This is a genomic window from Streptomyces sp. CB09001 (assembly GCF_003369795.1).
Lineage (GTDB): Bacteria > Actinomycetota > Actinomycetes > Streptomycetales > Streptomycetaceae > Streptomyces.
In genome coordinates this window covers 4,793,250-4,815,013 of the sequence record NZ_CP026730.1, presented here as the reverse complement: position 1 = coordinate 4,815,013, position 21,764 = coordinate 4,793,250, and the positions used below count along the sequence as shown (strand labels likewise).

General features: G+C 70.3%; 17 protein-coding genes. 5 read left to right on the top strand and 12 right to left on the bottom strand.

The window, feature by feature from the left end; translation table 11 throughout:
- Positions 1 to 6 precede the first annotated feature (6 nt).
- Both C4J65_RS22585 and C4J65_RS22580 read right to left on the bottom strand, forming a co-directional pair.
- Positions 7 to 1,809, bottom strand: a complete 1,803-nt coding sequence (locus C4J65_RS22585) for an ABC transporter substrate-binding protein (RefSeq protein ID WP_115744032.1) — start codon at positions 1,807 to 1,809, stop codon at positions 7 to 9.
- 110 nt (positions 1,810 to 1,919) lie between these two features.
- Complete coding sequence (locus tag C4J65_RS22580; protein WP_115744031.1) at positions 1,920 to 2,951, bottom strand: ABC transporter permease; 1,032 nt, start codon at positions 2,949 to 2,951, stop codon at positions 1,920 to 1,922.
- 511 nt (positions 2,952 to 3,462) lie between these two features.
- Here C4J65_RS22580 and C4J65_RS22575 point away from each other — a divergent pair.
- Entirely contained in the window at positions 3,463 to 3,897 is a 435-nt protein-coding gene (locus tag C4J65_RS22575; protein ID WP_115744030.1) for a GNAT family N-acetyltransferase, read from the top strand.
- Here the strand turns inward: C4J65_RS22575 and C4J65_RS22570 are convergent.
- The 3 genes from C4J65_RS22570 to C4J65_RS22560 all read right to left on the bottom strand — a co-directional run bounded on the left by C4J65_RS22570 (position 3,872) and on the right by C4J65_RS22560 (position 9,525).
- Positions 3,872 to 4,698, bottom strand: a protein-coding gene (locus C4J65_RS22570; RefSeq protein WP_162833616.1) for an IS5 family transposase whose coding sequence is annotated in 2 segments (ribosomal slippage) — positions 3,872 to 4,350 and positions 4,350 to 4,698 — 828 coding nt in all. Because the reading frame shifts where the segments join, the coding sequence is not laid out codon by codon here. The genes C4J65_RS22575 and C4J65_RS22570 overlap by 26 nt on opposite strands.
- A 471-nt stretch (positions 4,699 to 5,169) precedes the next feature.
- A complete protein-coding gene (gene typA, locus C4J65_RS22565) occupies positions 5,170 to 7,086 on the bottom strand; it encodes a translational GTPase TypA (RefSeq protein WP_115744029.1) in 1,917 nt (638 codons plus the stop codon).
- A gap of 132 nt (positions 7,087 to 7,218) precedes the next feature.
- Entirely contained in the window at positions 7,219 to 9,525 is a 2,307-nt protein-coding gene (locus C4J65_RS22560; protein ID WP_115744028.1) for an ABC transporter family substrate-binding protein, read from the bottom strand.
- 322 nt (positions 9,526 to 9,847) lie between these two features.
- Between C4J65_RS22560 and C4J65_RS22550 the strand changes: the two genes are divergently transcribed.
- From C4J65_RS22550 to C4J65_RS22535, 4 genes are read left to right on the top strand one after another with little or no spacing between them, the layout of a single operon-like run.
- Complete coding sequence (locus C4J65_RS22550; protein WP_162833293.1) at positions 9,848 to 10,138, top strand: hypothetical protein; 291 nt, start codon at positions 9,848 to 9,850, stop codon at positions 10,136 to 10,138.
- 60 nt (positions 10,139 to 10,198) lie between these two features.
- Entirely contained in the window at positions 10,199 to 11,035 is an 837-nt protein-coding gene (locus C4J65_RS22545; protein WP_115744026.1) for a hypothetical protein, read from the top strand.
- 16 nt (positions 11,036 to 11,051) lie between these two features.
- Entirely contained in the window at positions 11,052 to 13,001 is a 1,950-nt protein-coding gene (locus C4J65_RS22540; RefSeq protein WP_115744025.1) for a fumarate reductase/succinate dehydrogenase flavoprotein subunit, read from the top strand.
- Positions 12,998 to 13,777 carry a succinate dehydrogenase/fumarate reductase iron-sulfur subunit gene (locus tag C4J65_RS22535; protein WP_115744024.1) on the top strand — a complete coding sequence of 260 codons (780 nt, stop codon included), beginning with the start codon at positions 12,998 to 13,000 and terminating at the stop codon, positions 13,775 to 13,777. The genes C4J65_RS22540 and C4J65_RS22535 overlap by 4 nt, the downstream gene beginning before the upstream one ends.
- Here C4J65_RS22535 and C4J65_RS22530 read toward each other — a convergent pair.
- From C4J65_RS22530 to C4J65_RS22500, 7 genes are all read right to left on the bottom strand, one after another.
- Positions 13,774 to 14,925: a glycoside hydrolase family 18 protein gene (locus tag C4J65_RS22530; RefSeq protein WP_115744023.1), complete on the bottom strand. Its 1,152-nt coding sequence runs from the start codon at positions 14,923 to 14,925 to the stop codon at positions 13,774 to 13,776. The genes C4J65_RS22535 and C4J65_RS22530 overlap by 4 nt on opposite strands.
- A gap of 241 nt (positions 14,926 to 15,166) precedes the next feature.
- The gene (locus tag C4J65_RS22525; RefSeq protein ID WP_115744022.1) at positions 15,167 to 17,776 is read right to left on the bottom strand and encodes a SpoIIE family protein phosphatase; all 2,610 of its coding nucleotides are present in this window, start codon (positions 17,774 to 17,776) and stop codon (positions 15,167 to 15,169) included.
- 299 nt (positions 17,777 to 18,075) lie between these two features.
- Positions 18,076 to 18,570: an ATP-binding protein gene (locus tag C4J65_RS22520; RefSeq protein ID WP_115744021.1), complete on the bottom strand. Its 495-nt coding sequence runs from the start codon at positions 18,568 to 18,570 to the stop codon at positions 18,076 to 18,078.
- Between the two features lie 38 nt (positions 18,571 to 18,608).
- The gene (locus tag C4J65_RS22515; protein WP_115744020.1) at positions 18,609 to 19,043 is read right to left on the bottom strand and encodes a (deoxy)nucleoside triphosphate pyrophosphohydrolase; all 435 of its coding nucleotides are present in this window, start codon (positions 19,041 to 19,043) and stop codon (positions 18,609 to 18,611) included.
- A gap of 70 nt (positions 19,044 to 19,113) precedes the next feature.
- A complete protein-coding gene (locus tag C4J65_RS22510; protein WP_115744019.1) occupies positions 19,114 to 19,305 on the bottom strand; it encodes an SPOR domain-containing protein in 192 nt (63 codons plus the stop codon).
- A gap of 454 nt (positions 19,306 to 19,759) precedes the next feature.
- Positions 19,760 to 20,512: a GntR family transcriptional regulator gene (locus C4J65_RS22505; protein ID WP_115744018.1), complete on the bottom strand. Its 753-nt coding sequence runs from the start codon at positions 20,510 to 20,512 to the stop codon at positions 19,760 to 19,762.
- Positions 20,513 to 20,659: 147 nt separating this feature from the next.
- Positions 20,660 to 21,688 carry a DUF4190 domain-containing protein gene (locus C4J65_RS22500; RefSeq protein ID WP_346265883.1) on the bottom strand — a complete coding sequence of 343 codons (1,029 nt, stop codon included), beginning with the start codon at positions 21,686 to 21,688 and terminating at the stop codon, positions 20,660 to 20,662.
- Positions 21,689 to 21,764 lie beyond the last annotated feature (76 nt).

Genomic DNA, 21,764 nt, shown 5'->3' with positions numbered 1-21,764 from the left:
TGCGGACTACTTCTTGAGGAAGATCCGGGTCACGTCCACGTAGCTCGAGTCCGAGCTGTAGCGGATGCCGCCGATGTTCGAACCGAAGATCTGGAAGACCTTGGTGTAGTAGATCGGGGCGGCCGGGTTGACCTCCTTGGAGATGTACTCGTTCAGCTCGGCCCACGCCTTGGTGGCCTCGGCCGTGTCGGTGATCTGCTGGATGCGCTGGATCTCCGAGTTGACGTGGTCGTCGTTGATGTGCGAGTAGTTCGACGCGCCGTCCTGGATCTGCTTGCCGTCGTACACCGGCGGGATGACCGTGGAGGCGGACGGCCAGTCCTGGCCCCAGCCGGTCATGTACAGGTCGTAGCCGTTCTTGACCTTGCCGACCTGCTCGTACCAGGTGGCGGAGTCGATCTCCTTCTTCTGGATGTCCAGACCGATCTTCTCCAGGGCGTCGGCGATCAGGACGGCCTGCTGCTGACGGGTCGGCGTGTTGCCGTAGGCGTAGACGAGGCTCTTGCCCTCGAAGCCGCCCTCCTTGATCAGCTTCTTGGCGGCCTCGATGTCGCCGTTCGGCTTCTTGGCGCGGTTGAACGGGTCGAACGACTCGTCGTAGCCCGGGGTGGTGGGCGACATCAGCGAGTTGGCGACCTCACCGCCGTAGGCACCGCCGTCGGCCTTGAAGACCGCGGCCGAGGGCAGGGCCAGGGTGATCGCGTCACGGAGCTTCTTGTCCTTGACGCGGTCCAGGTTGAAGTTGAGCTGCCACACGTAGGGGGCGTAGCCCTGGATCGTGCGGTTCTTCATCGCGTCCTTGTCACCGACGACCTTCTGGAGCTGCGTCGTGGCGACCTGGCCGGTGAACATCATGGCGTTCTTGGCGCCACCCTGGTCGGCGAGGAGGGTCTTGGTCTGGTCCTCGTCGTCGTGGTTCATCTCGATGTTGAAACCGTCGACGTACTGGTGGCGCACCGAGTCGGACTTGGGGTCCCACTGGGTGTTCTTGACCAGCTTCATGGACTTGCCCGGCTTGAAGTCGGCGATCTTGTACGGACCGACGGCGACGGGCGCGGAGTCGTACTTCTCCTTGGTGTCCGTCTCCTCCGGAACGACGCTGTAACCGGGCATGGTCAGCATCTGCGGGAGGTCGGGCCGCGCGGTCTTGAAGTGGAAGACGATCGTCTTGTCGTCCGGCGTCTCCAGGACGTTGTCGGGCAGGTGCTTGCCCTTGTCCGGACCGGCGTAGGCGTCGCGGTAGGTGGTGCCGTCGCCCGACAGCCACTGCTGCAGGTACGTGGGACCGTCGGTGATGTAGTTCGAGTACAGGCGCTCGACCGTGTTGCGGATGTCCGCCGAGTTGATCGGGTTCCCGTTCGCGTCCTTCAGGCTGTCCTTCAGGGTGTACGTCCAGGTCTTACCGCCGTCGGACGTCTTGCCCGCGTCGGTGGCGAGGTCGCCCACGACGGTCAGGTTGCCGTTCTCGTCCTCGTCGTACTGCGTCAGACCGCGGAAGATGAGGCGGCCGAGCAGCTTGCCGTCCGAGACGTAGATCTGGCCCGGGTCCAGGTGCGAGAAGTCCGCCTCCTGGTAGACGGTCGCGGTACCGCCGGGCTTGGCGCCGGGGACCTCGGGGGCCGGGCCGGTGGACGCCTGCGCGTCGCCGATCTGGACCGGCTTCGACTGCGACTTGGCGTCTTCCTTCTTCTTGCTGTTGTCCTTGGCGGAGCTGTCGCTGTCGCCACCACCGCAGGCGGTGAGGGTCAGGGCGCCGGCTGCGACCGCGACTATGGCGGCCGTGGCGGTGCGGTTACGGAGAATGCTCATGAGGACGAATCCACCTGCCTGTGAGTAGTGAGCACTGCTGGTACGTGGCCGGAGCCGGGCTGAGCGGCGCCGAACCGGCCGGGCGAGGATGTGGGGGGTCCCCCTTGGCCTCAGCGGTTTCCCTTGGGATCGAAGGCGTCCCGCACCGAGTCACCGAGGAGGTTGAAGGCCACAATGAAGATCACCATGGCCACACCGGGGAAGAGCATGTAGTACGGATCCTGCTCGACGATGTTGGCGCCGATGGAGAACATCCGTCCCCAGTCCGGGGTGGGCTCGACGTACCCCACGCCCACGAAGGACAGGAACGCGATGTTGAGGATGGTGCTCGGCAGCGTGAGCGTCGCCTGTACCAGCGTCGGGGTGACGATGTTGGGCAGCAGTTCCTTGCGGATGATGCGCCAGGGCGAGGCCCCGGAGATGCGCGCCGCCTCGATGAACTCCCGGTCGCGCAGGGACATCGTGGCGCCCCGGACGATGCGGGACATGCTCATCCAGCCCAGGAAGGCCAGCACGATGATGATCGCCGAGGCTCGCACATAGGTCGGCGTCTCCTTGTCCGGAGCGACGAACACCGTGGTGATGACGGGCATCGCGGCGACGAAGAACAGCTGGCTGGGCAGGGCCATGAAGAAGTCGGTGACCCGGCCGAGCCAGTAGTCGATCTTGCCGCCGAAGTAGCCGCCGGCGAGGCCGATCAGGACACCCAGCACCGTCATGATGATGGTCGCCGCCAGCGCGGTGGCCATCGAGTTGCGCATGCCGTACAGCAGCTGGGTGAACACGTCGCGGCCCAGGCCCGGTTCGATGCCGAACCAGAAGTCGCCGTCGATGCCGCCGAACGGTGCGGCGGGCATCGTGAACATGTCCAGGAGTTCGGGGTTGTCCTGCCCGTACAGCGTGTACGGGTCCTTGCCGTAGACCTTCGAGATCAGCGGCGCCGCGGCCGCGATCACGAAGAAGAACAGGACGACGCAGGCAGAGATCACACCGGCCCGGTCGCGCTTGAAGCGCGCCCACATCAACTGGCCGGGCTTACGCCCTTCCGGCTCCTTGGGCTTCGGGGCGTCACCCTGCGGCGCGCTCTCTTTGTCCAAGACGGAAGAGGCTTCAGCACCCTCAATCTCGATTGGACTCGTCATGATTCGTCCATTTCACAGGTAGGAGGTCGTCGGGAGTGCACGCGGCCGACGGCCTTCGCACGGCGTACGTCTTTCGCAGCGCGCGAGGGGAACAAAGACGGAGGGGCGGCACGGCCCCGGGAGAACCCTGGCTCACGGCCGGCGGCTGCCGGCCGACGGCACACGACGTCAAGGAAGTTCGCGACGCCGGGCCGCTGCCGCATCAACCGTGACGGCACTGAACGCACCCGCGAGGCCTACACCTGCCATCGGGGACGACGCGACCCATATGGCGCTTGTGGCACCTCGCATGGGTTCCTCCTCATGAATCCGCTGGTTCACCGCAAAGAGGAGCACGCGCCACGTTCCAGCCATCGGCCGGTGATGAGATCGCCGTGCACCCTCACGCTCGCGAGCCTGCGCCCCGTCAGCGCGTGACCCGTTTATCCGAGCTCTACGCGCCTAAGAAGTCATCTCATTTGGCGTGACAACCACTTGGAAAAACCAAGCATCATGGATACGCTGCCGCTTCATGATCACCAGCGGTGGAATCAACGGGTACGAGCTCTCTACAGACCCGGATCGCCTCGACGTGGAACTAGTGCACCGTTGGCTCTCAACGGACGCGTTCTGGGCCCGGGGGCGCACCCGGGAGACTGTCGAAGAGTCGGTGCGCGGCTCGCTGAACTTCGCCGTCTACGACGCCGGCGGCGACCAGGCTGCCTACGCTCGCGTGGTCACCGACCGTGCCACCTTCGCTTGGCTTTGCGACGTTTACGTTGCCCCCGCCCACCGCGGCAAGGGGCTCGGGACGTGGCTTGCCGCAGCGGTTCGCGACCACCTTGCTCCCTATCGGCTCAAGCGCGTGCTGCTGTCGACCCTCGACGCGCACGCGGTCTACGCGAAGGCCGGATTCACCCCGGTACCGAACCCCGGGAACTTCATGATTCTGAGCGCCGAGGGGTGAGGGGAGCAGATAGCCTGCGATAGCAGATGAGGGTGCAGGCGAGGCTGGTGAAGGCGAGAAAGTGCTCGGCCTTGCGTTCGTAGCGGCGGTGGAGCCTGCGGCAGCCGGCGAGCCAGGCCATGGTCCGTTCGATGGTCCAGCGGTGACGGCCCAGCCGCTGTGAATTCTCGACGCCTCTGCGGGCGATGCGGTGCCGGATGCCTCGCCGTGACAACCATTGCCGCAGGTGGCGGTAGTCGTAGCCCTTGTCGGCGTGGAGCTTGCTGGGTTTGCGTCGGCGGGGGCCTCGGCGGGACCGGATCGGGGGTATGCCCTTCACAAGCGGGATGAGGGCCTGGCTGTCGTGGACGTTGGCGCCGGAGATCCCGACGGATAGGGGCAGACCGGTCCGCTCGGTGATCAGATGGATCTTCGAGCCGTACTTGCCCCGGTCGACAGGATTCGGACCTGTCAGTTCCCCCTTTTCAGGGCCCGCATGTTCACCGAGTCGATCGCGCAACGCGACCAGTCCAGGTCACCTCGGGAGCCGAGTTCGTCGAGGACCAGGCGGTGGAGCTTGGCCCACACCCTGGCCTTCGTCCACTCTGTGAACCGGCGGTGGGCCGTCGCACCGGATGGTCCGAACGACGCCGCAGGCAGCTGCTGCCACGTGCAGCCGGTCGTCGCCACGAACACGATCGCAGCCAGCACCTCCCGGTCACCGTGACGTCGCCGGCCTCCGCCCTGAGGCCGCGACGGCGCCGTCGGCACCACCCGCTGAAACAGCTCCCACAACTCGTCCGGCACCAGCCGCTCAACAATCCCCGCCACGGCCAACAGCCTACCTACCAAATGAGATGGCCTCTAACTATCTGCCATCCTCCGGGGAACGAACCACAGGTTCGAGGTCTCGGTTCGATCACAGATAGGGGCCAGATCTTTCAAAATCCGGACAAAGGGTTTGGTACGAGATCGCTGCGAAACGGACTTGTTACACATCTAACGGTGGTGACCGTCCGTATAACGGACGTCCGCGCGACAGAAATTGATTGCGCGTAACGGGCGCTGGGTGCAAGCTGGCCCGAAGGTATGTCCCGCGCCCGGCACGTCCGCCGGCGGTCCGGGCGAAGTGCTCCCGCGCAGGTTAGTGCGGCCCTGCCCGCCCCGCGCCGCCCCGCCGGGAAATCGAGGGTTTTCCCTACGCTCGCGTCCCGCCCGCGTCGGCATCACGACGAACGGCACCGGACCCCACGTCAGCCGTGGTGTCCGGTGCCGTTGGTCGTGCGGCCGGGGTCAGCCGTGCTTGGCCCGGCTGGCGGCGCGGGCGCGCTCACGGGCGTCCAGGTTCACCTTGCGGATCCGGACGGCCTCCGGGGTCACCTCGACGCACTCGTCGTCGCGGCAGAACTCCAGGGACTGCTCCAGCGAGAGCTTGCGCGGCGGGACGATCGCCTCGAACGAGTCGGCCGAGGACGACCGCATGTTGGTGAGCTTCTTCTCCTTGGTGATGTTCACGTCCATGTCGTCGGCGCGGGAGTTCTCGCCGACGATCATGCCCTCGTACACCTCGGTGCCGGGGTCCGTGAAGAGCACGCCGCGCTCCTGGAGGTTGGTCATCGCGAACGCGGTGACGGCACCCGAGCGGTCGGCGACCAGCGAGCCGTTGTTACGGGTCGTGAGGGTGCCGAACCAGGGCTCGTGGCCCTCGTGGATGGAGTGCGCGATGCCGGTGCCCCGGGTCTGGGTGAGGAACTCCGTCCGGAATCCGATCAGACCGCGGGAGGGGACCACGAACTCCATGCGGACCCAGCCCGAGCCGTGGTTGGACATGTTGTCCATCCGGCCCTTGCGCACGCCCATCAGCTGCGTGACCGCGCCCATGTGCTCCTCGGGCACGTCGATCGTCATGCGCTCGACGGGCTCGTACGTCTTGCCCTCGACGTCCTTGGTGACGACCTGCGGCTTGCCGATGGTCAGCTCGAAGCCCTCACGGCGCATCTGCTCGACCAGGATGGCCAGCGCCAGCTCACCGCGGCCCTGCACCTCCCAGGCGTCCGGACGCTCGGTGTCCAGGACGCGGAGCGAGACGTTGCCGATCAGCTCGCGGTCGAGGCGGTCCTTGACCTGGCGGGCGGTGACCTTGCGGTCCTTGACGACCGCCTTGTTGTCGGCGCCCTTGCCGGTGGCGCCGCGGCCGACCAGCGGGGAGGTGTTGGTGCCGATGGTCATGGAGATCGCGGGCTCGTCCACCGTGATCAGTGGCAGCGGTACCGGGTTCTCCACGTCGGCCAGGGTCTCGCCGATCATGATGTCCGGGATGCCGGCCACCGCGCAGATGTCACCCGGGCCGGCCTTCTCGGCGGGCTTGCGGGTGAGCGCCTCGGTCATCATCAGCTCGGAGATCCGCACGTTGTGCACGGACCCGTCGCGCTTCAGCCAGGCGACCGTCTGGCCCTTCTTCAGCTCGCCCTGGTGGACGCGCAGCAGCGCGATGCGGCCGAGGAAGTTGTCGGCGTCCAGGTTGGTGACGTGGGCCTGGAGCGGGGCGTCCTCGTCGTAGGTCGGGGCCGGGATGTAGTCCAGGATCGTCGAGAAGAACGGCTCCAGGCTGGTGGAGTCGGACGGGACCGTGCCGTCCTCGGGCTTGGTGAGGGAGGCGATGCCGTCCCGGCCGCAGGCGTAGACGATCGGGAACTCGATCTGCTCCTCGTCGGCGTCCAGGTCGAGGAAGAGGTCGTAGGTCTCGTTGACCACCTCGTCGATGCGGGCGTCCGGGCGGTCCGTCTTGTTGATGCACAGGATGATCGGCAGCCGCTGGCTGAGCGCCTTGCGCAGCACGAACCGGGTCTGCGGCAGCGGGCCCTCGGAGGCGTCCACGAGCAGCACCACACCGTCGACCATCGACAGACCGCGCTCGACCTCGCCGCCGAAGTCGGCGTGGCCGGGGGTGTCGATGATGTTGATGGTGATGACGTCGCCGCCATCCTTCGGGTGGTACTTCACCGCCGTGTTCTTGGCGAGGATCGTGATGCCCTTCTCACGCTCCAGGTCGTTCGAGTCCATCATGCGGTCGTCGACGCCTTCGAGCTGGTGCGCGGCGAAGGCACCGGCCTGCTTGAGCATTCCGTCGACGATCGTGGTCTTGCCGTGGTCGACGTGGGCAACGATGGCGACGTTGCGGATGTCGTGACGCGTTGTAGACGCGGTCATGTGAGGCGTACTCCCGGAGGGTGTGAGGACGGCCCTCGCGGACGTCCGTGTCACGCGGGCCTGCCGGGCGGTACATGCCACGGCCTCACCCAATGGTACGGGGCTCCGGAGACTGCGGCTTGCCGGGAGGGTTCAGGACGAGGAAGACGACGAGGAGGAGGACGGGGAGGAGGAGCCGGCCGGGGCGGTGGGCCGGGAGCCCTGGGCGCCCTTCTTGAGGAAGCCCATGTCCTCGTAGACCGGTGTCCCGAAGCCGAAGGCGCCCGCGTTGGCGAGGTTCTTGCGGGCCGCCAGCAGCTGGGGGCGCTGGTAGAGGGGGACGGAGCCGGCCGCCGCCCAGATCCGCGAGTCGGCCTTGCGCAGCAGGTCCCGGGCCTCCTTCCGGTCCAGGGTGGCCAGGGCCCGGTCGAAGAGCTGGTCGACCTGGTCGGTGCCGACCCGGGTGTAGTTCTGGGCGACGTTCAGGGAACCGTCGGCGGCGGGGACGGGCTTGGCGTAGATGGGGCGGGCGTCGGTGGCGGGGAACGCGGAGGCGGGCCAGGAGTAGAGCGCCAAATCGTACTCGCCGGCGGCGATGTGGTCCTTGAAGTAGCTCTCGTCCGGCACCTTGGTGATCTTGGTGCCGATGCCGATCTCCTTCAGCATGTCCGTGATCCGGTCGGCCACGGTGCGCAGGGTCCCGGAGCCGGGTCCCGAGGGGAGCACGAAGCGGAGGGTGAGCGCCTTGCCGTCCTTGGCGAGCGGGGCCGCCGCGGCGCCGGCCGGGGCCGCGGTGCCCTTGGGGGCGTAGGCCCCGGGGGCGCCGCCCTGCGCGGTGTTCTTGCCGCTGCTGTGCTTCTCGCCGCTCTCCTGGTCGGCGCCGTCCTTGCTGTCGTCACCGTCGTCGTTCTGGCCGTCCGTGTTCTTGCCGTCCGTGTCCTCGTCGTCCTCGCCGACGATGTACGTGCCGTCGTCGTCGCCCTCGGACTTCTTCTCGTCCTTCTCGGCCTCGTCCTTCTCGGCCTTGTCCTTCTTGTCCTTCTCGGCGCCGGCCGCCTCCTCGCCGTCCTTCTTCTTCACCGGGCCGCCGGGAACCCATCCGGCGTCCGCGAGCAGGGCCCGGGCCTCCTTGGCGTTCTGCTCGCCGAGGGCGCCGCTGCCGTCGGCGTAGGCGGGCTGGCCGGACAGCGCGAGGTGGCTGCCCACGGGCTCGGCGGGGAGGCCGAGCGGCTTGAGCACCGCTTCGGCCAGCTCCTCGCGGTCCAGGGCGCGGGCCACGGCCCGGCGGACGCGCTCGTCGGCGAGCGGGCCGCCGGCGCCGTTGAGGGCGAGCTGGGTGTAGGCGGGCTCCAGGGACTTGCGGAGCTCGAAGCCGTTCAGGGCCTGCTGCCGGCGCCGGGTCTTCGCCTCGGCCTCGCTGCGTTCCTCCCGGGCGAGGAGCTCCTCCTCGGCTGCCTCCTCGTCGGAGCCGTTGGCGATGGCCCAGGAGCGCAGTGCCTGTGCGGCGGACCTGCCCTGCGGGCCCGCGGCCGGGGTGCCCCCGGGTCCCATCAGCGGGGTTCCGGTGGCGGGGTCCCGGGGACCGGCGGCCAGGGTGACCTCGTCGGCGGTGTCCGGGTCGATCTCGGCGAGGTCGAGCCGGCCGGCGACCAGTTCGGCGACCCGCTCGTCGCGGGGGACGGCGCGCAGCACGATCTCGTCCAGCTTCGCCGGCTCGCCCCACCAGCGCGGGTTGCCGGTGAGGACCACCCGGTCGCCCTTGGTGTCGACCTTCTTGACGGCGAAGGGCCCGGCGCTGACCTTGAGGGTCCGCCGCGCGCCGTCGTTGAAGGCGTCCGGGGTGCCCGTGACGTCCTTCGGGTACAGGGGCGTGAACAGGGCCTTCCAGTCGGCGTAGGGCCGGCTGAAGGTGACCTTGACCTCCAGGTCGTTCGCACCGCGCTCGACCTTCTCGATGCGGTCGTACCCCGCGTTGCGGGCGGTCCAGTAGGCGCTGTCCTTCCCGGACAGGGCGCGCCACTGGGCGGCGAAGTCCGCGGCGCCGATCTCCCGGCCGTCGCTCCAGACGGCCTGCTGGTTCAGCTTGTAGACGACGACCTGCTTGGGCTCGGTGTCGACGACCTCGGCCGACTCCAGGAAGTCGGGGTTGCGCACCGGGCTGCCGGTCTCGTCCATCCGGTACATGGAGGGCAGCACGGCCTGCGCGACGCGGGTCGTCGTGGCGTCTGCGTCCGACTGGAAGGCGTTCAGCGTGTCCGGTACGGAGTCCACGGCCCAGCGCAGCGTGCCGCCGTCGGAGATCTTGGCGCGGGCCGCGGCGGCGACGTCCTGTTCGGCGAGCGGCTTGCTCGACGGATCCTCGGAGGTGCAGCCGGCCAACGCGGGGACCGCGAGGACGCCCGCGGTGAGGAAGGCGACCGAACGCATCACCGCGCGCGGTCCGACGCCGACGTGGGACATCTCTGCTACCTCCGGAAGGCCGCGTTCGCTGCGTTGTGCCGCATTTGCCGTATGTGCGGTATTCAAGTTGATCATTTGTATCCGGACGGGGATGCGGCCACTGAAGGGGAAACGGTTCCGCCACGCTCGGAGACACGGCGACGACGGTGCGTAAGGTCACCCGTGCGGCGCAATGCCGCCCGCGGTGCACCGACGCGCCCCGGCCAATCGCTGCACATCCCTTCCCAGCGACTGGTGTGACGCGCGACACTCTCAGGCGCATGAACGTAGCCCCCCAAGGCCGGCGGCCCTCTGCCGTGTCCGACGGAAGCGAGGTCACGTCTTGTCCGTGCACGACGATCTGTCATCGGTGCAGCGCAGCCTGGACGAGCTGTCCCGGACGGTGACCCGGCTGGAACAGCAGCTGGGCAGCGGCGACCTGGAAGTCCGCCGGGTCCGCACCGACGCCGACCACCTGCGCGAGAGCGTCGCGCTGCTGCGGGCGGCGGCTGCCGCGCCGGAGGCGCCCAGGCGTCCGGACCTCGTCCCGATCCCCGACACGCCGTACGACGGCTCCCTGTGGACGGACTCGGACGACGAGGGTCTCGGCGCCCGCGACCGCCGCGCCCCCTAGGGCCCGTTCCGGGGACTCGAGAAAGGCCCTCAACCCGACCCGACCGACCGGAGCCGCCCAGTGGCCACTGGTACCGAACCGCCAGCCACCGAAGACCGTCCCCCGGGCGGTGGCGTCCACACCCCGACGCGCGCCGCCATCCGCGCCCCGCACCTGCGCACCGACCGCTGGTGGCTGGCACCGGCCGCCACCGCAGCGGGCCTGCTGGCCTTCGTCGTCTACTCGACCTGGCGGGCCTTCGCGAACGCCGACTACTACGCGGCCCCCTACGTCTCGCCCTTCTACTCCCCCTGTCTGGCGGAGAACTGCGAGCCGATGCGGTCGGGACCCAACTGGGAGCTCTTCGGCACCTGGTGGGGCATCTCCCCCGCGATCATCATCCTGATCTTCCCGCTCGGCTTCCGCCTGACCTGCTACTACTACCGCAAGGCCTACTACCGGGGCTTCTGGGCCTCCCCGCCGGCCTGCGCGGTGGCCGAGCCGCACCGGAAGTACACCGGCGAGACCCGCTTCCCGCTGATCCTGCAGAACGTCCACCGGTACTTCTTCTACGCGGCCCTCCTCGTCGCGCTGATCCTCACCTACGACACCGTGCTCGCCTTCCGCGACGAGCACTACGCCTGGGGCCACATGGGGCTCGGCACCCTGGTGTTCCTCGCCAACATCGCGCTGATCTGGGCGTACACCCTCTCCTGCCACTCCTGCCGGCACATCGTCGGCGGCAAGCTCAAGCACTTCTCGCGGCATCCCGCGCGCTACCGGATGTGGCAGCTGGTCGGCCGGCTCAACGCCCGGCACATGCAGCTGGCCTGGGCGTCTCTGGTGAGCGTGGCGCTCGCCGACTTCTACGTGTACCTGGTCGCGTCCGGTGTCTTCGACGATCCGCGCTTCTTCTGACGAGTGAGGCTTTCTGATGTCCGTGGTCGACCGGCAGGAATGGGACGTCGTCGTGGTGGGCGCGGGCGGTGCCGGGCTGCGCGCCGCCGTCGAGGCCCGCGAGCGCGGCGCCCGTACGGCCGTGATCTGCAAGTCGTTGTTCGGCAAGGCGCACACCGTGATGGCGGAGGGCGGCATCGCCGCCTCCATGGGCAACGTCAACTCGGGCGACAACTGGCAGGTCCACTTCCGCGACACCATGCGCGGCGGCAAGTTCCTCAACCAGTGGCGGATGGCCGAGCTGCACGCCCAGGAGGCCCCGCAGCGGGTGTGGGAGCTGGAGACCTGGGGCGCGCTGTTCGACCGTACGAAGGACGGCCGGATCTCGCAGCGCAACTTCGGCGGCCACGAGTACCCGCGCCTCGCCCACGTCGGCGACCGCACGGGCCTGGAGCTGATCCGCACCCTCCAGCAGAAGATCGTCTCGCTCCAGCAGGAGGACTTCCGCGAGACCGGGGATTACGAGTCGCGGCTGAAGGTCTTCCAGGAGTGCACGGTCACCCGCGTGCTCCAGGAGGACCAAAGGGTCTCGGGCGTCTTCGGCTACGAGCGCGAGAGCGGCCGCTTCTTCGTCCTCCAGGCACCCTCGGTGGTCATCGCCACCGGCGGCATCGGCAAGTCCTTCAAGGTGACGTCGAACTCGTGGGAGTACACCGGCGACGGCCACGCCCTGGCGCTGCTGGCCGGGGCGCCGCTGCTGAACATGGAGTTCGTGCAGTTCCACCCGACGGGCATGGTCTGGCCGCCCTCGGTGAAGGGCATCCTGGTCACCGAGTCGGTGCGCGGGGACGGCGGGGTGCTGCGCAACTCCGAGGGCAAGCGCTTCATGTTCGACTACGTCCCCGACGTCTTCAAGGAGAAGTACGCCGAGTCGGAGGCGGAGGGCGACCGCTGGTACGACGACCCGGACCACAACCGGCGTCCGCCCGAACTCCTCCCCCGCGACGAGGTGGCCCGCGCGATCAACGCCGAGGTGAAGGAGGGCCGGGGCTCACCGCACGGCGGGGTCTTCCTCGACGTGTCGACCCGGATGTCCGCCGAGGTGATCCGGCGCCGGCTGCCCTCGATGTACCACCAGTTCAAGGAGCTGGCGGACGTGGACATCACGGCGGAGGCGATGGAGGTCGGGCCCACCTGCCACTACGTTATGGGCGGCGTCGCCGTCGACTCCGACACCGCCGCCGCCCGCGGGGTGCCGGGGCTGTTCGCGGCCGGTGAGGTGGCCGGCGGCATGCACGGCTCCAACCGGCTGGGCGGCAACTCGCTGTCCGACCTGCTGGTGTTCGGGCGCCGGGCCGGACGGTACGCGGCCGAGTACGCGGCGGAGCGGACGGACGAGGACGCCCGCCCCCGGGTCGACGACGCCCAGGTCGACGCGGCCGCCGCGGAGGCCCTGCGGCCCTTCTCCGCCGAAGCGCAGGGGCCCGACGCGGGCCCGCCGGAGAACCCGTACACCCTCCACCAGGAGCTCCAGCAGACCATGAACGACCTGGTGGGGATCATCCGCCGCGAGGCGGAGATGAAGCAGGCCCTGGAGAAGCTGGCGGAGCTGCGGGTGCGCGCCCGCCGGGCCGGGGTTGAGGGGCACCGGCAGTTCAACCCGGGCTGGCACCTCGCCCTGGACCTGCGCAACATGCTGCTGGTCAGCGAGTGCGTGGCACGGGCCGCGCTGGAGCGCACCGAGTCGCGCGGCGGGCACACCCGCGAGGACCATCCGTCGATGGACCGGCGCTGGCGCGCGGCCAACCTGCTCTGCTCGCTGGCCGAACCGGCGGGCGACCTCGCGGCGACGGACCCGGAGCGCGGCCGGATCGCCCTGGAGCGGCAGACCACCGAGCCCATCCGGCCCGACCTGCTCGCCCTCTTCGACAAGGAGGAGCTGGTGAAGTACCTCGCCGACGAGGAACTGGAGGGCCGGTCCGAATGAGCGGCTACGAGGCCCGTTTCAAGGTGTGGCGCGGTGACGTGGAGGGCGGCGGCCTGGAGGACTTCACGGTCGAGGTCAACGAGGGCGAGGTGGTCCTCGACATCATCCACCGCCTCCAGGCCACCCAGGCCCCCGACCTCGCGGTGCGCTGGAACTGCAAGGCGGGCAAGTGCGGTTCGTGCTCGGCGGAGATCAACGGGCGGCCCCGGCTGCTGTGCATGACCCGCATGTCCGTGTTCACCCGCGAGGAGACGGTCACCGTCACACCGCTGCGGGCCTTCCCGGTGATCCGGGACCTGGTGACGGACGTCGGCTTCAACTACACCAAGGCCCGCGAGGTCCCGGCCTTCGTGCCGCCCGCCGACCTCGGGCCGGGCGAGTACCGGATGATGCAGGAGGACGTGGACCGCTCGCAGGAGTTCCGCAAGTGCATCGAGTGCTTCCTGTGCCAGGACACCTGCCATGTCGTGCGGGACCACGAGGAGAACAAGCCCGCCTTCGCGGGCCCGCGCTTCCTCATGCGCGTCGCCGAACTGGACATGCACCCGCTGGACGCCGCCGGTGACACCGGCCTGGACCGGTCACGCACCGCCCAGGACGAACACGGCCTGGGCTACTGCAACATCACCAAGTGCTGCACGGAAGTCTGTCCCGAGGGCATCAGGATCACGGACAACGCGCTGATCCCCCTGAAGGAACGGGCCGTGGACCGCAAGTACGACCCGCTGGTGTGGCTGGGCTCGAAGATCGGGCGCCGGTCCCGGGACCGGTCCTAGCGGACCCAGCCGTCCCGGTACGACGCCCAGTCCTGCTCCGTCGCCGCGAAGTCGATGTACGCGGCGACGCCGAACCTCTCCCGGTCGGCGTCCGTGCGGGACAGGCCGAGGCGGACGCCGCGGACGGCGGCGGCGACGGTCTCCGCGTGGTTCCAGTGGCCGAAGCGGTTCTCGTGGTAGAAGGGCAGGCCCATCAGGAGGTGGGTCGTCGGCGGGGTGACCTCCAGGGCCAGCGAGGTCTGCTGGGCGACATAGCCGCCGTACAGGCTCTCCAGGGGCTGCATCGTGTCGTACGACATGACGGCGATCTGGTCGACGCGGCGGGCGACCTGGCCGAAGAACTCCTGCGACCACCACTTGGGGTGCCCGGCGACCGTGCCCCAGAAGGAGTGGAAGCCGGGCAGCGGGTCGATCTGGTGCGCGGCGACGGAGAGCTGCGCGTCGCGGGCGCGGGTGACGGCGCGGACGTCGTCCAGGAGCGAGAGGTAGTCGCCGTCGCCCGAATGCAGCGGTTCCAGGTCGAGGTGGACGCCGTCGTAGCCCACGTCCAGCACCTGGCGGGCCGAGTCGACGACGGCGGCGCGGGTGGCGGGCTTCTCCAGGCGCATGCCGTCGGGGCTCTCGGTGGCGAGGACGTCGCCGAGGAAGGCCTGGACGCGGACGCCGGGCATCTCGCGGTGCACGGCGTCCACCAGCCAGCGGGCCCTGGGGTAGAGGGACTTCGGCAGCGTGCCGTCGTGTTCCATCGGGCCGGTGTGGACGTACAGGTCGCGGATGCCGGTGGTTTTCAGGTCTCGGGCCAGCGCGGTGAGGTCCGCGTCCTTCTTGCGGCCGTCGACCCAGGCGTGGCCGAGCCAGATCGCGTCGCGGTTGCGGGTGTGGGTGCCGTCGGCGGGGTCGCCCATGTAGTTGATGCGGAGGGCGGTCTCGGCGGTGAGGAGGGGGAGGAGCAGGACCAGGAGGACGGCGAGGGTGATGCGGCGGGTACGGCGGAGCCGCTTCTTCTTCTCGGGTGCGGGTGGCCCGGGTGGCCCGGCCTCGCCGTCGGCGTCTTTCGGTTCGGCGTCTTTCGGTTCGGCGTCTTTCGGTTCGGTGCTTTTCGGTTCGGTGTCTTTCGGTTCGGTGTTTCTCGGTTCCGTGGCCGCCACGGTGTCCCCTCCCTGTGGTCCGTCCCCGGTCGCGGTGACCGGTCGCCGCGCTTACGCTCCGAGCGTGGTGCCTGCGGGGACGACTCGAACCGGTGTTCCGGTTGCGATCAGGGGTGCGTGGCGGTGATCTCCGCCGATCTGGTGCCGCCCCTGGTCACGGCCGGGGCAGCCCTGCTGCTGGCCGGGTACGGGCATGTGCGCCGTACCCGGCGGGCCCGGACCCGTACGACGCCGGGCCGGGTCAGAACAGGCTCAGCAAGGCCTCCGCGGGGTCCGTGAGCCGGGTGTCGGCGCCCGGCAGGGGCAGTTCGAACCAGACCGTCTTGCCGCGCGGCGTACGGCGTGAGCCCCAGGCCGCGCTGAGCAGGCCGACCAGTTGCAGGCCGCGGCCGCCCTCGTCGGTGTCCCGGGCACGACGCCGGCGCGGCTGGACCAGGCCGGAGTCCCAGACCTCGCAGACCAGGGTGCGGTCGAGGAGGAGACGGAGCCTGATCTCGCCCTCGCCGTAGCGGAGCGCGTTGGTGACCAGCTCGCTGACGAGCAGTTCCGTCGTGTCGACCAGCGGCTCCATGTCCCAGGCCAGCAGCTGGGCGCGGGCGTACTCGCGGGCCCGGCCGACGCTGCGCGGCTCGCGCGGCAGGGTCCAGTCGCCGACGCTGTCGCTGGGCAGGCCCTGGACCCGGGCCATCAGCAGCGCGATGTCGTCCTCGCCGTGGTGGCTGTCGAGGGTGTTGAGGACCTGGTCGCAGACGTCCTCCAGGGGCTGGGTGGGGTCCGTGAGGGCGCCCACGAAGGCCTGGAGGCCCTCGTCGAGGGGGTGGTCGCGGCTCTCGACGAGGCCGTCGGTGTAGAGGGCGAGCAGGGCGCCCTCGGGCAGTTCGACCTCCACCTCCTCGAAGGGCTCGCCGCCGACGCCGAGTGGCAGACCGGGCGGCACGTCCAGCATCAGCGCGCTCTCGCCGGGCTCGACCAGGACGGGCGGCAGGTGGCCCGCGTTGGCGAAGGTGCAGCGCCTGGTCACCGAGTCGTAGACGGCGTACACGCAGGTCGCCAGGTAGACCTCGGACAGGTCGGCCTCGCGGGGGCGGCGGGCGGCCCGGGTGGCCTGCTGGACGCCCCCGGGAGCGCCGAGGCCGCGCGCGATCTCGTCCAGCTGGGAGAGCACCTCGGCCGGTTCGATGTCGAGCTGGGCCAGGGTGCGTACGGCGGTGCGCAGTTCGCCCATCGCGACGGCGGCGCGCAGACCGCGGCCCATGACGTCGCCGACGACCAGCGCGGTGCGGTGCCCGGGGAGTTCGATCACGTCGAACCAGTCGCCGCCGACCTCGCTGGCCCGGCCGGTGGCCGCCTCGCCGGGCAGGTAGCGGCAGGCGATGTCGAGTCCGGAGGCCTCCGGGTCGCCGGGCGGGAGCAGGGAGCGTTGCAGTATCAGCGCGCGTTCGTGTTCGCGGCGGTAGAGCCGGGCGTTGTCGATGCAGACGGCGGCGCGCGCGGCCAGTTCCACGGCGAGGTCGCGGTCGCGTTCGCCGAACGGCTCGCTGCCCTTGGTGCGGGCGAACTGGACGAGTCCGACGACGGTGTCGTGGGCGACCATCGGCACGGCGAGCGTGGACTGCACGAGCCCGCCGTCCTCGGCGGGGACGCTGCGCGGCCGGGCGGTGCGCAGGGCGTCGGCGCAGGGTGAGTTGAACGGGTAGTGGTGGACGGCGCCGAGCTTGACCCGCTCGCCGGTGCCGAGGAACGGGGCGTCGGAGACGGCGCTGGAGAAGGCGACGCGGCGCAGTTCCGCGCTGCCGTCGGCGAGTCCTGGCGGGGTCTCGTCGCCGACCAGCAGTCCCTGGTAGAGGTCGACGGTGGCCAGGTCGCAGAAGCCGGGGACGACGACGTCGAGCAGTTCGCGGGCGGTGGTCTCCAGGTCGAGGGAGTTGCCGATGCGGGCTCCGGCCTCGTTGAGGAGGGCGAGGTTGCGCCGGGCGTTGGCGGCCTCGCGGGCGGCCTGGCGGCGGGCGGTGATGTCGGTGCCGAGCCAGGCGACGCCGATGGGCCGGCCGGAACCGCTGTGCACGCGGTAGAGGTTGACCGACCAGTGGCGGCGTCCCTCCGAGCCCGGCACGAAGCCCGTGACGTGCATGTCCGTGATGGAGTCGCCGGTCTCCAGGACCCGGCGCAGGGTCGCGGTGACCCGGTCGGCCTCGGCGCGCGGCAGGTAGTCGTGGACGCCCTTGCCGCGGTGGTCGTCGGGGGTGCCGCCGAAGGTGGCGGCGAACCGCTGGTTGGCGCGGCGCACCGTCAGGTCGGGGTCGATGAGCAGGAACCCGAAGGGAGACTGGCCGAATATGGCCTGCGACGCGGCGAGATCGGTCTCGATGCTGCGCAGGACGCGGACGTCGACGACGATGCAGACGGCGGCCTTCTCCCCGTCCTCCGTGCGCGTCGGCATGACGTACACCTCGGCGAGTCCGCGCCGGCCGCCGGTGTCCCGGCCGCTCGCGTGCCGCGCCGTGCCGTCGGCCTCGTCCGGTGCCCGGAAGGGGACCACTCCGGTCCACTCCCGGCCGTCGAGGATTTCGGTCATCTTGCGCTGGCCGCGCTCCCGCAGGTCGGGGTCGATGAAGGCCTCGATGGGGTCGGTGCCCACGGCGTCCTCGGCCCGGATGCCGAGCAGTTGCTCCGCACGCAGGCTCCACTGGTCGACGAGTCCGTCGGGGCCGATGGAGAAGGAGGCGACCTTGATGTAGTCGTAGATGGAGCCGGGCGGGCTGCTCTGCCACACCGCGTCACCGAGTGGCGCGTCTGCCGACGGGCCCTCGGACTCCGTGGACTCCTTGGCCCTCGCTGGTATCTCGCTCACGCGAACCGTCCCCTCCAGCTCACCGCATCCGGCACCGGTCACCGGAGGCGGCTGCCCGCAGTATCCAGCACTACGGCGCCGCACGACACGGTGTTCACGATCACAGCACGGTCCCGATGGTTTTCGGTCCGGACCGCGACAACACTTCCAGTCTTCTAACCAGCGGACACGGCATCGAATCACGCGGTTCCACAACTGCCACTGGCCTGAACCGGTTGGCGATCCGAACCAGGGACGATACGGGTACATTTCGGGCATCCGTCGGCGTGCCGACGACGGTGCGTCACGAGGTCGTCGCGCTAGCGCGGCAGGGCGAGTTCGAACCACACGGTCTTGCCCGCCTCCCCGGGACGGGTGCCCCAGCGCCGCGCGGCGGAGGCCACCAACTGCAGACCCCGGCCGTCCTCGTCGTCGGGGCGGGCGACGCGCTCGCGTGGCGGGTCCGGCAGCGGGTCGGAGACCTCCACCAGCAGGACCCCGTCAACCCCGGCGGCCCCGGCGGCTCCGGAGGCTCCGGCGGCTCCGGCGGCTCCGGCGGCTCCGGCGACCCCGTCGGGACTGCGCACCAGGCGGACGCCGATGGGGCCGGTGGCGTGCCGCAAGGCGTTGGTGACCAGCTCGCTGACCAGCAGGGCGGCGATGTCCCCGACACTGTCGAGCCGCCACTCGCCCAGGGTGCGGCGGACCAGGGAGCGGGCGGTGCGCACGGCGTCCGGCGCCGCGGGAAAGACCCACTCGGCCGAGTCGCCCTCGCCGTCACTCACGCCGATCACTTCCCCGGCCGACGACCCCACTACTGTCCGTTTTCATGGGGTTAATGGGCACATACCCTTTATCCGGGCTCGGTACCGTTCCTCGCGGCGCTCACCTCGGGTCCCAGGTGTGCGAGCACCCGCTCGACGGCCGGTACGTCCTGGTCCAGCCAGGGCACGTCCCAGATCTGGCCGGGGGTCAGCCAGCGCAGTTCGTCGTGGTCCTCCAGGGGTGCGGGGGCCGCGGAGCCGGGGCGCAGGCGGGCGGTCCACACCTGGAGGACGAAGGGGGCCCGCAGGGGCCACTGCCCCGGGACGCGCTCACCGGCCTCGGCCGCCACCCCGAGTTCCTCGCGCAGTTCGCGCACGAGCGCCGCCTCGGGCGTCTCGCCCGGCTCGATCTTGCCGCCGGGCAGCTCCCACCGTCCGGCCAGTTCGGCGGGCGCGCTCCGACGCGCGGCGAGCAGGCGCCCGCCGTCGAGCAGGGCGGCACCCACCACGATCCGTTCCGTCATTCGCCGGAGCCTACGGCCTGCCCGGCCGGGCCGCGGTGGGCCGGGCCGCGGTGGGCCGGGCCGCGGTGGCTCAGTCCGCCGCACCCGCGCCGGGCGCGGCGAGCTTCTCGACCCAGTAGAGCTGCTTGTGGCCGCGGCCGTCGAGGGTGTCCGCGATCTTCTGGGCCTCCGCCCGGGTGGCGTACCTGCCCACGCGGTAGCGATTGCCGTTGTCGTCCTGCCGGAAGACCAGCCAGGGAAGAGTGACCGTGCTGTCGTTCATCGCGCCCCTCCACTTCCCGTTCCCGCCGCCCGCGGCACCCGCCGCGCCCCGCCCGCCAAGGAAACCGCAATCCGCATATGCCCGAGCCTACGCCCAACCTTCACGGAGCGAATACGACTTTGCACAAAGAGGTACGCAACCAGCCAGAACGCAGGGGGCGCACGATACGGAACGCGCCGTGCCCGCACACCGATGCCTCCGGTCACGGGCATGACGGGACCGGAGGAGGCGACCTGGGGGAACGACCGGATTCCGGCGCCGCGCGAACGGCGCCGCGGGCCCCGGCGGATGCGTGAGCGGGGGGACGGGGCGCGGGAGGCGCACGACAGGCGTGCGCCATCTCACACCGCCGCCCCGCACCGCGGCATGGCGCGTGAACTCTCCCGGCCACGGCCCTGCTTGACCGACTGTCCGCCGGGCTGTCCGTGGTCTACGTGACGGGTTGCCCGACGGGTTACCTGACGGGCAGGTGGTACGCCACTCGGTACCGGTCGGCCGGGACGACCACGTCGGCGGTCTCCACGGCACGTCCCGAGGCGTAGAACGTGCGGTGGACGACCAGCACCACGTGCCCCGGAACGCCGCCCAGGGCGAGCAACTCCTCGGCGAGGCCGGGGCGGGCGCCGACCTCCTCGGTGACGTTGTCGACGACGACGTCGATGGCGGCCATCCGCTCGACGACGCCCATGCCGCCGAGGGGCCCCTCCTCGGGCAGCATCACCGGGGTGCGGCCGGTCAGGTCCAGCGGCTCCCAGGAGGTGGAGAGCATGACGGCCTCACCGGCCTCCCGGAAGACGTACCGCGTGCACATCACCCGGTCGCCGGGCTTGATCCCGAGCCGCTCGGCCACGGCACCGCTCGCCTCGGCCTGCTCGCTGCGCGACTCCCAGGTGCCGCGCGCGTCGCCGTCGGCCTGCTCCTGACGGAACGGCGTGGCACCGCCGGCCGGCCGGTATCCGGAGCGGGCGACACGCCGCGGGACGGGCCGCTCGCGCACGTAGGTGCCGGAGCCGGAGCGGCCCTCGACCAGGCCCTCGGCCATCAGCACCTTGCGGGCCTCCAGCGCGACGGTGTCCGAGACGCCGTACTCCTCGCGGATCCGCGCCTGGGACGGGAGGCGGGTGTGAGGCGGCAGCAGGCCGTCGGCGATCTTCTTGCGGAGATCACCCGCGACACGCAGATACGCCGGCTGCTCACCGAATGTCACTGGCCGCTCCCATCAGGTTGTACAGACAGCAACAGCGTGGCAACCGTAGGTTGGCCCAGGCAAGCAAAGGCCAAAGAATCACTCGATGTGATGACTTGGGGTGCCCGAGGGCTTTACGCAGGCACTTCCTCCCCGCTATGGCCGTTCTCACACCTCCACGCCGGGGTCGTCTCCCCCGCCTTCGCCGCCCTCGTAGTCCGGCGGCGTGGTGGCCAGGCCCAGAGCCTTGCGGGCGGTGACCGTGCTGTCGGCGGCGACGAGGTCGTAGCCCTTGCCGTAGTGCTCGTAGTAGGCGTCGAGGTCGGCGGCCTTCGCCGCCAGGCCCCACTCCTCCTGCGCCGCCCGCAGGTCGTCGGTCAGGGCGGCGACCGGGCGCTCGGCGCCGGCGGGCCAGTCGTGCCCGTCCAGCATCGCGACCTCGCCCCGGAGCGCCTCCGAGACCTGCCCCGCCCAGACCCGGTAGCCCGCGAGGTCGTCCTCGACCGCCTCCGCCGCGGGCACCTCGTCCATGGCCCGGTTCAGGTAGCCCTCCGCGAGCAGGTAGGTGTGCTGGTCGGCGTCGAGCCGCGCGCCGTCGTTGCGCAGCGAACCGGTCAGCGTGGCCCGTTCGTCCGTGTTGCCGAACAGGCAGGTGATCTCGCGGTCGCCGGTCCGCCAGCTCGCGGAGGTCGGGGTCAGGTAGTACACGTCGACGTCGGCCGGCAGCGCCCACCGGTCCATCGCGTAGGCGTCCTGGAGGGCGTAGCACCGGTCGTCGGCGGCCCGCGTGATCTCCCCGTCGCCCGGGTAGGAACCGTCCGGCAGGTCGAAGGAGGCGAAGACCTCGCCGTCGTGCTCCCGCGCGCAGGGCACCTCGTCGACGTCGTAGGTCACCCCCTGGAGGGAGCCGCTGGGGGTGGTGAAGCACTGGCCCTTCTCCAGGGAGTAGGCGGTGCCCTCGCCGCGCGCGGCGTCTCGGAAGCCGTCCCAGAAGTCGCCGGCGGCACCCGTGGAGAGCGTCAGCACCCACAGGGCCAGCCCCACGGAGGACAGCACGCAGCCGGCCACCGCGAACCCCTTGCCGCGTTCGCCCCGCTTGCGGATCCGGGCCAGCGCGACCAGCCCCAGCACGAGTCCGACCGCCGGCACGAAGCACAGGACGCCGAGGACGAACGCGGCGATGGCGAGCCCGCTCACGGGAGCCGGCCGGGGGTACGGCGCGAAGGGGTGCCCCCACTGCGGAGCGTACGGGCCCTGGGGGTACTGCCCTTGG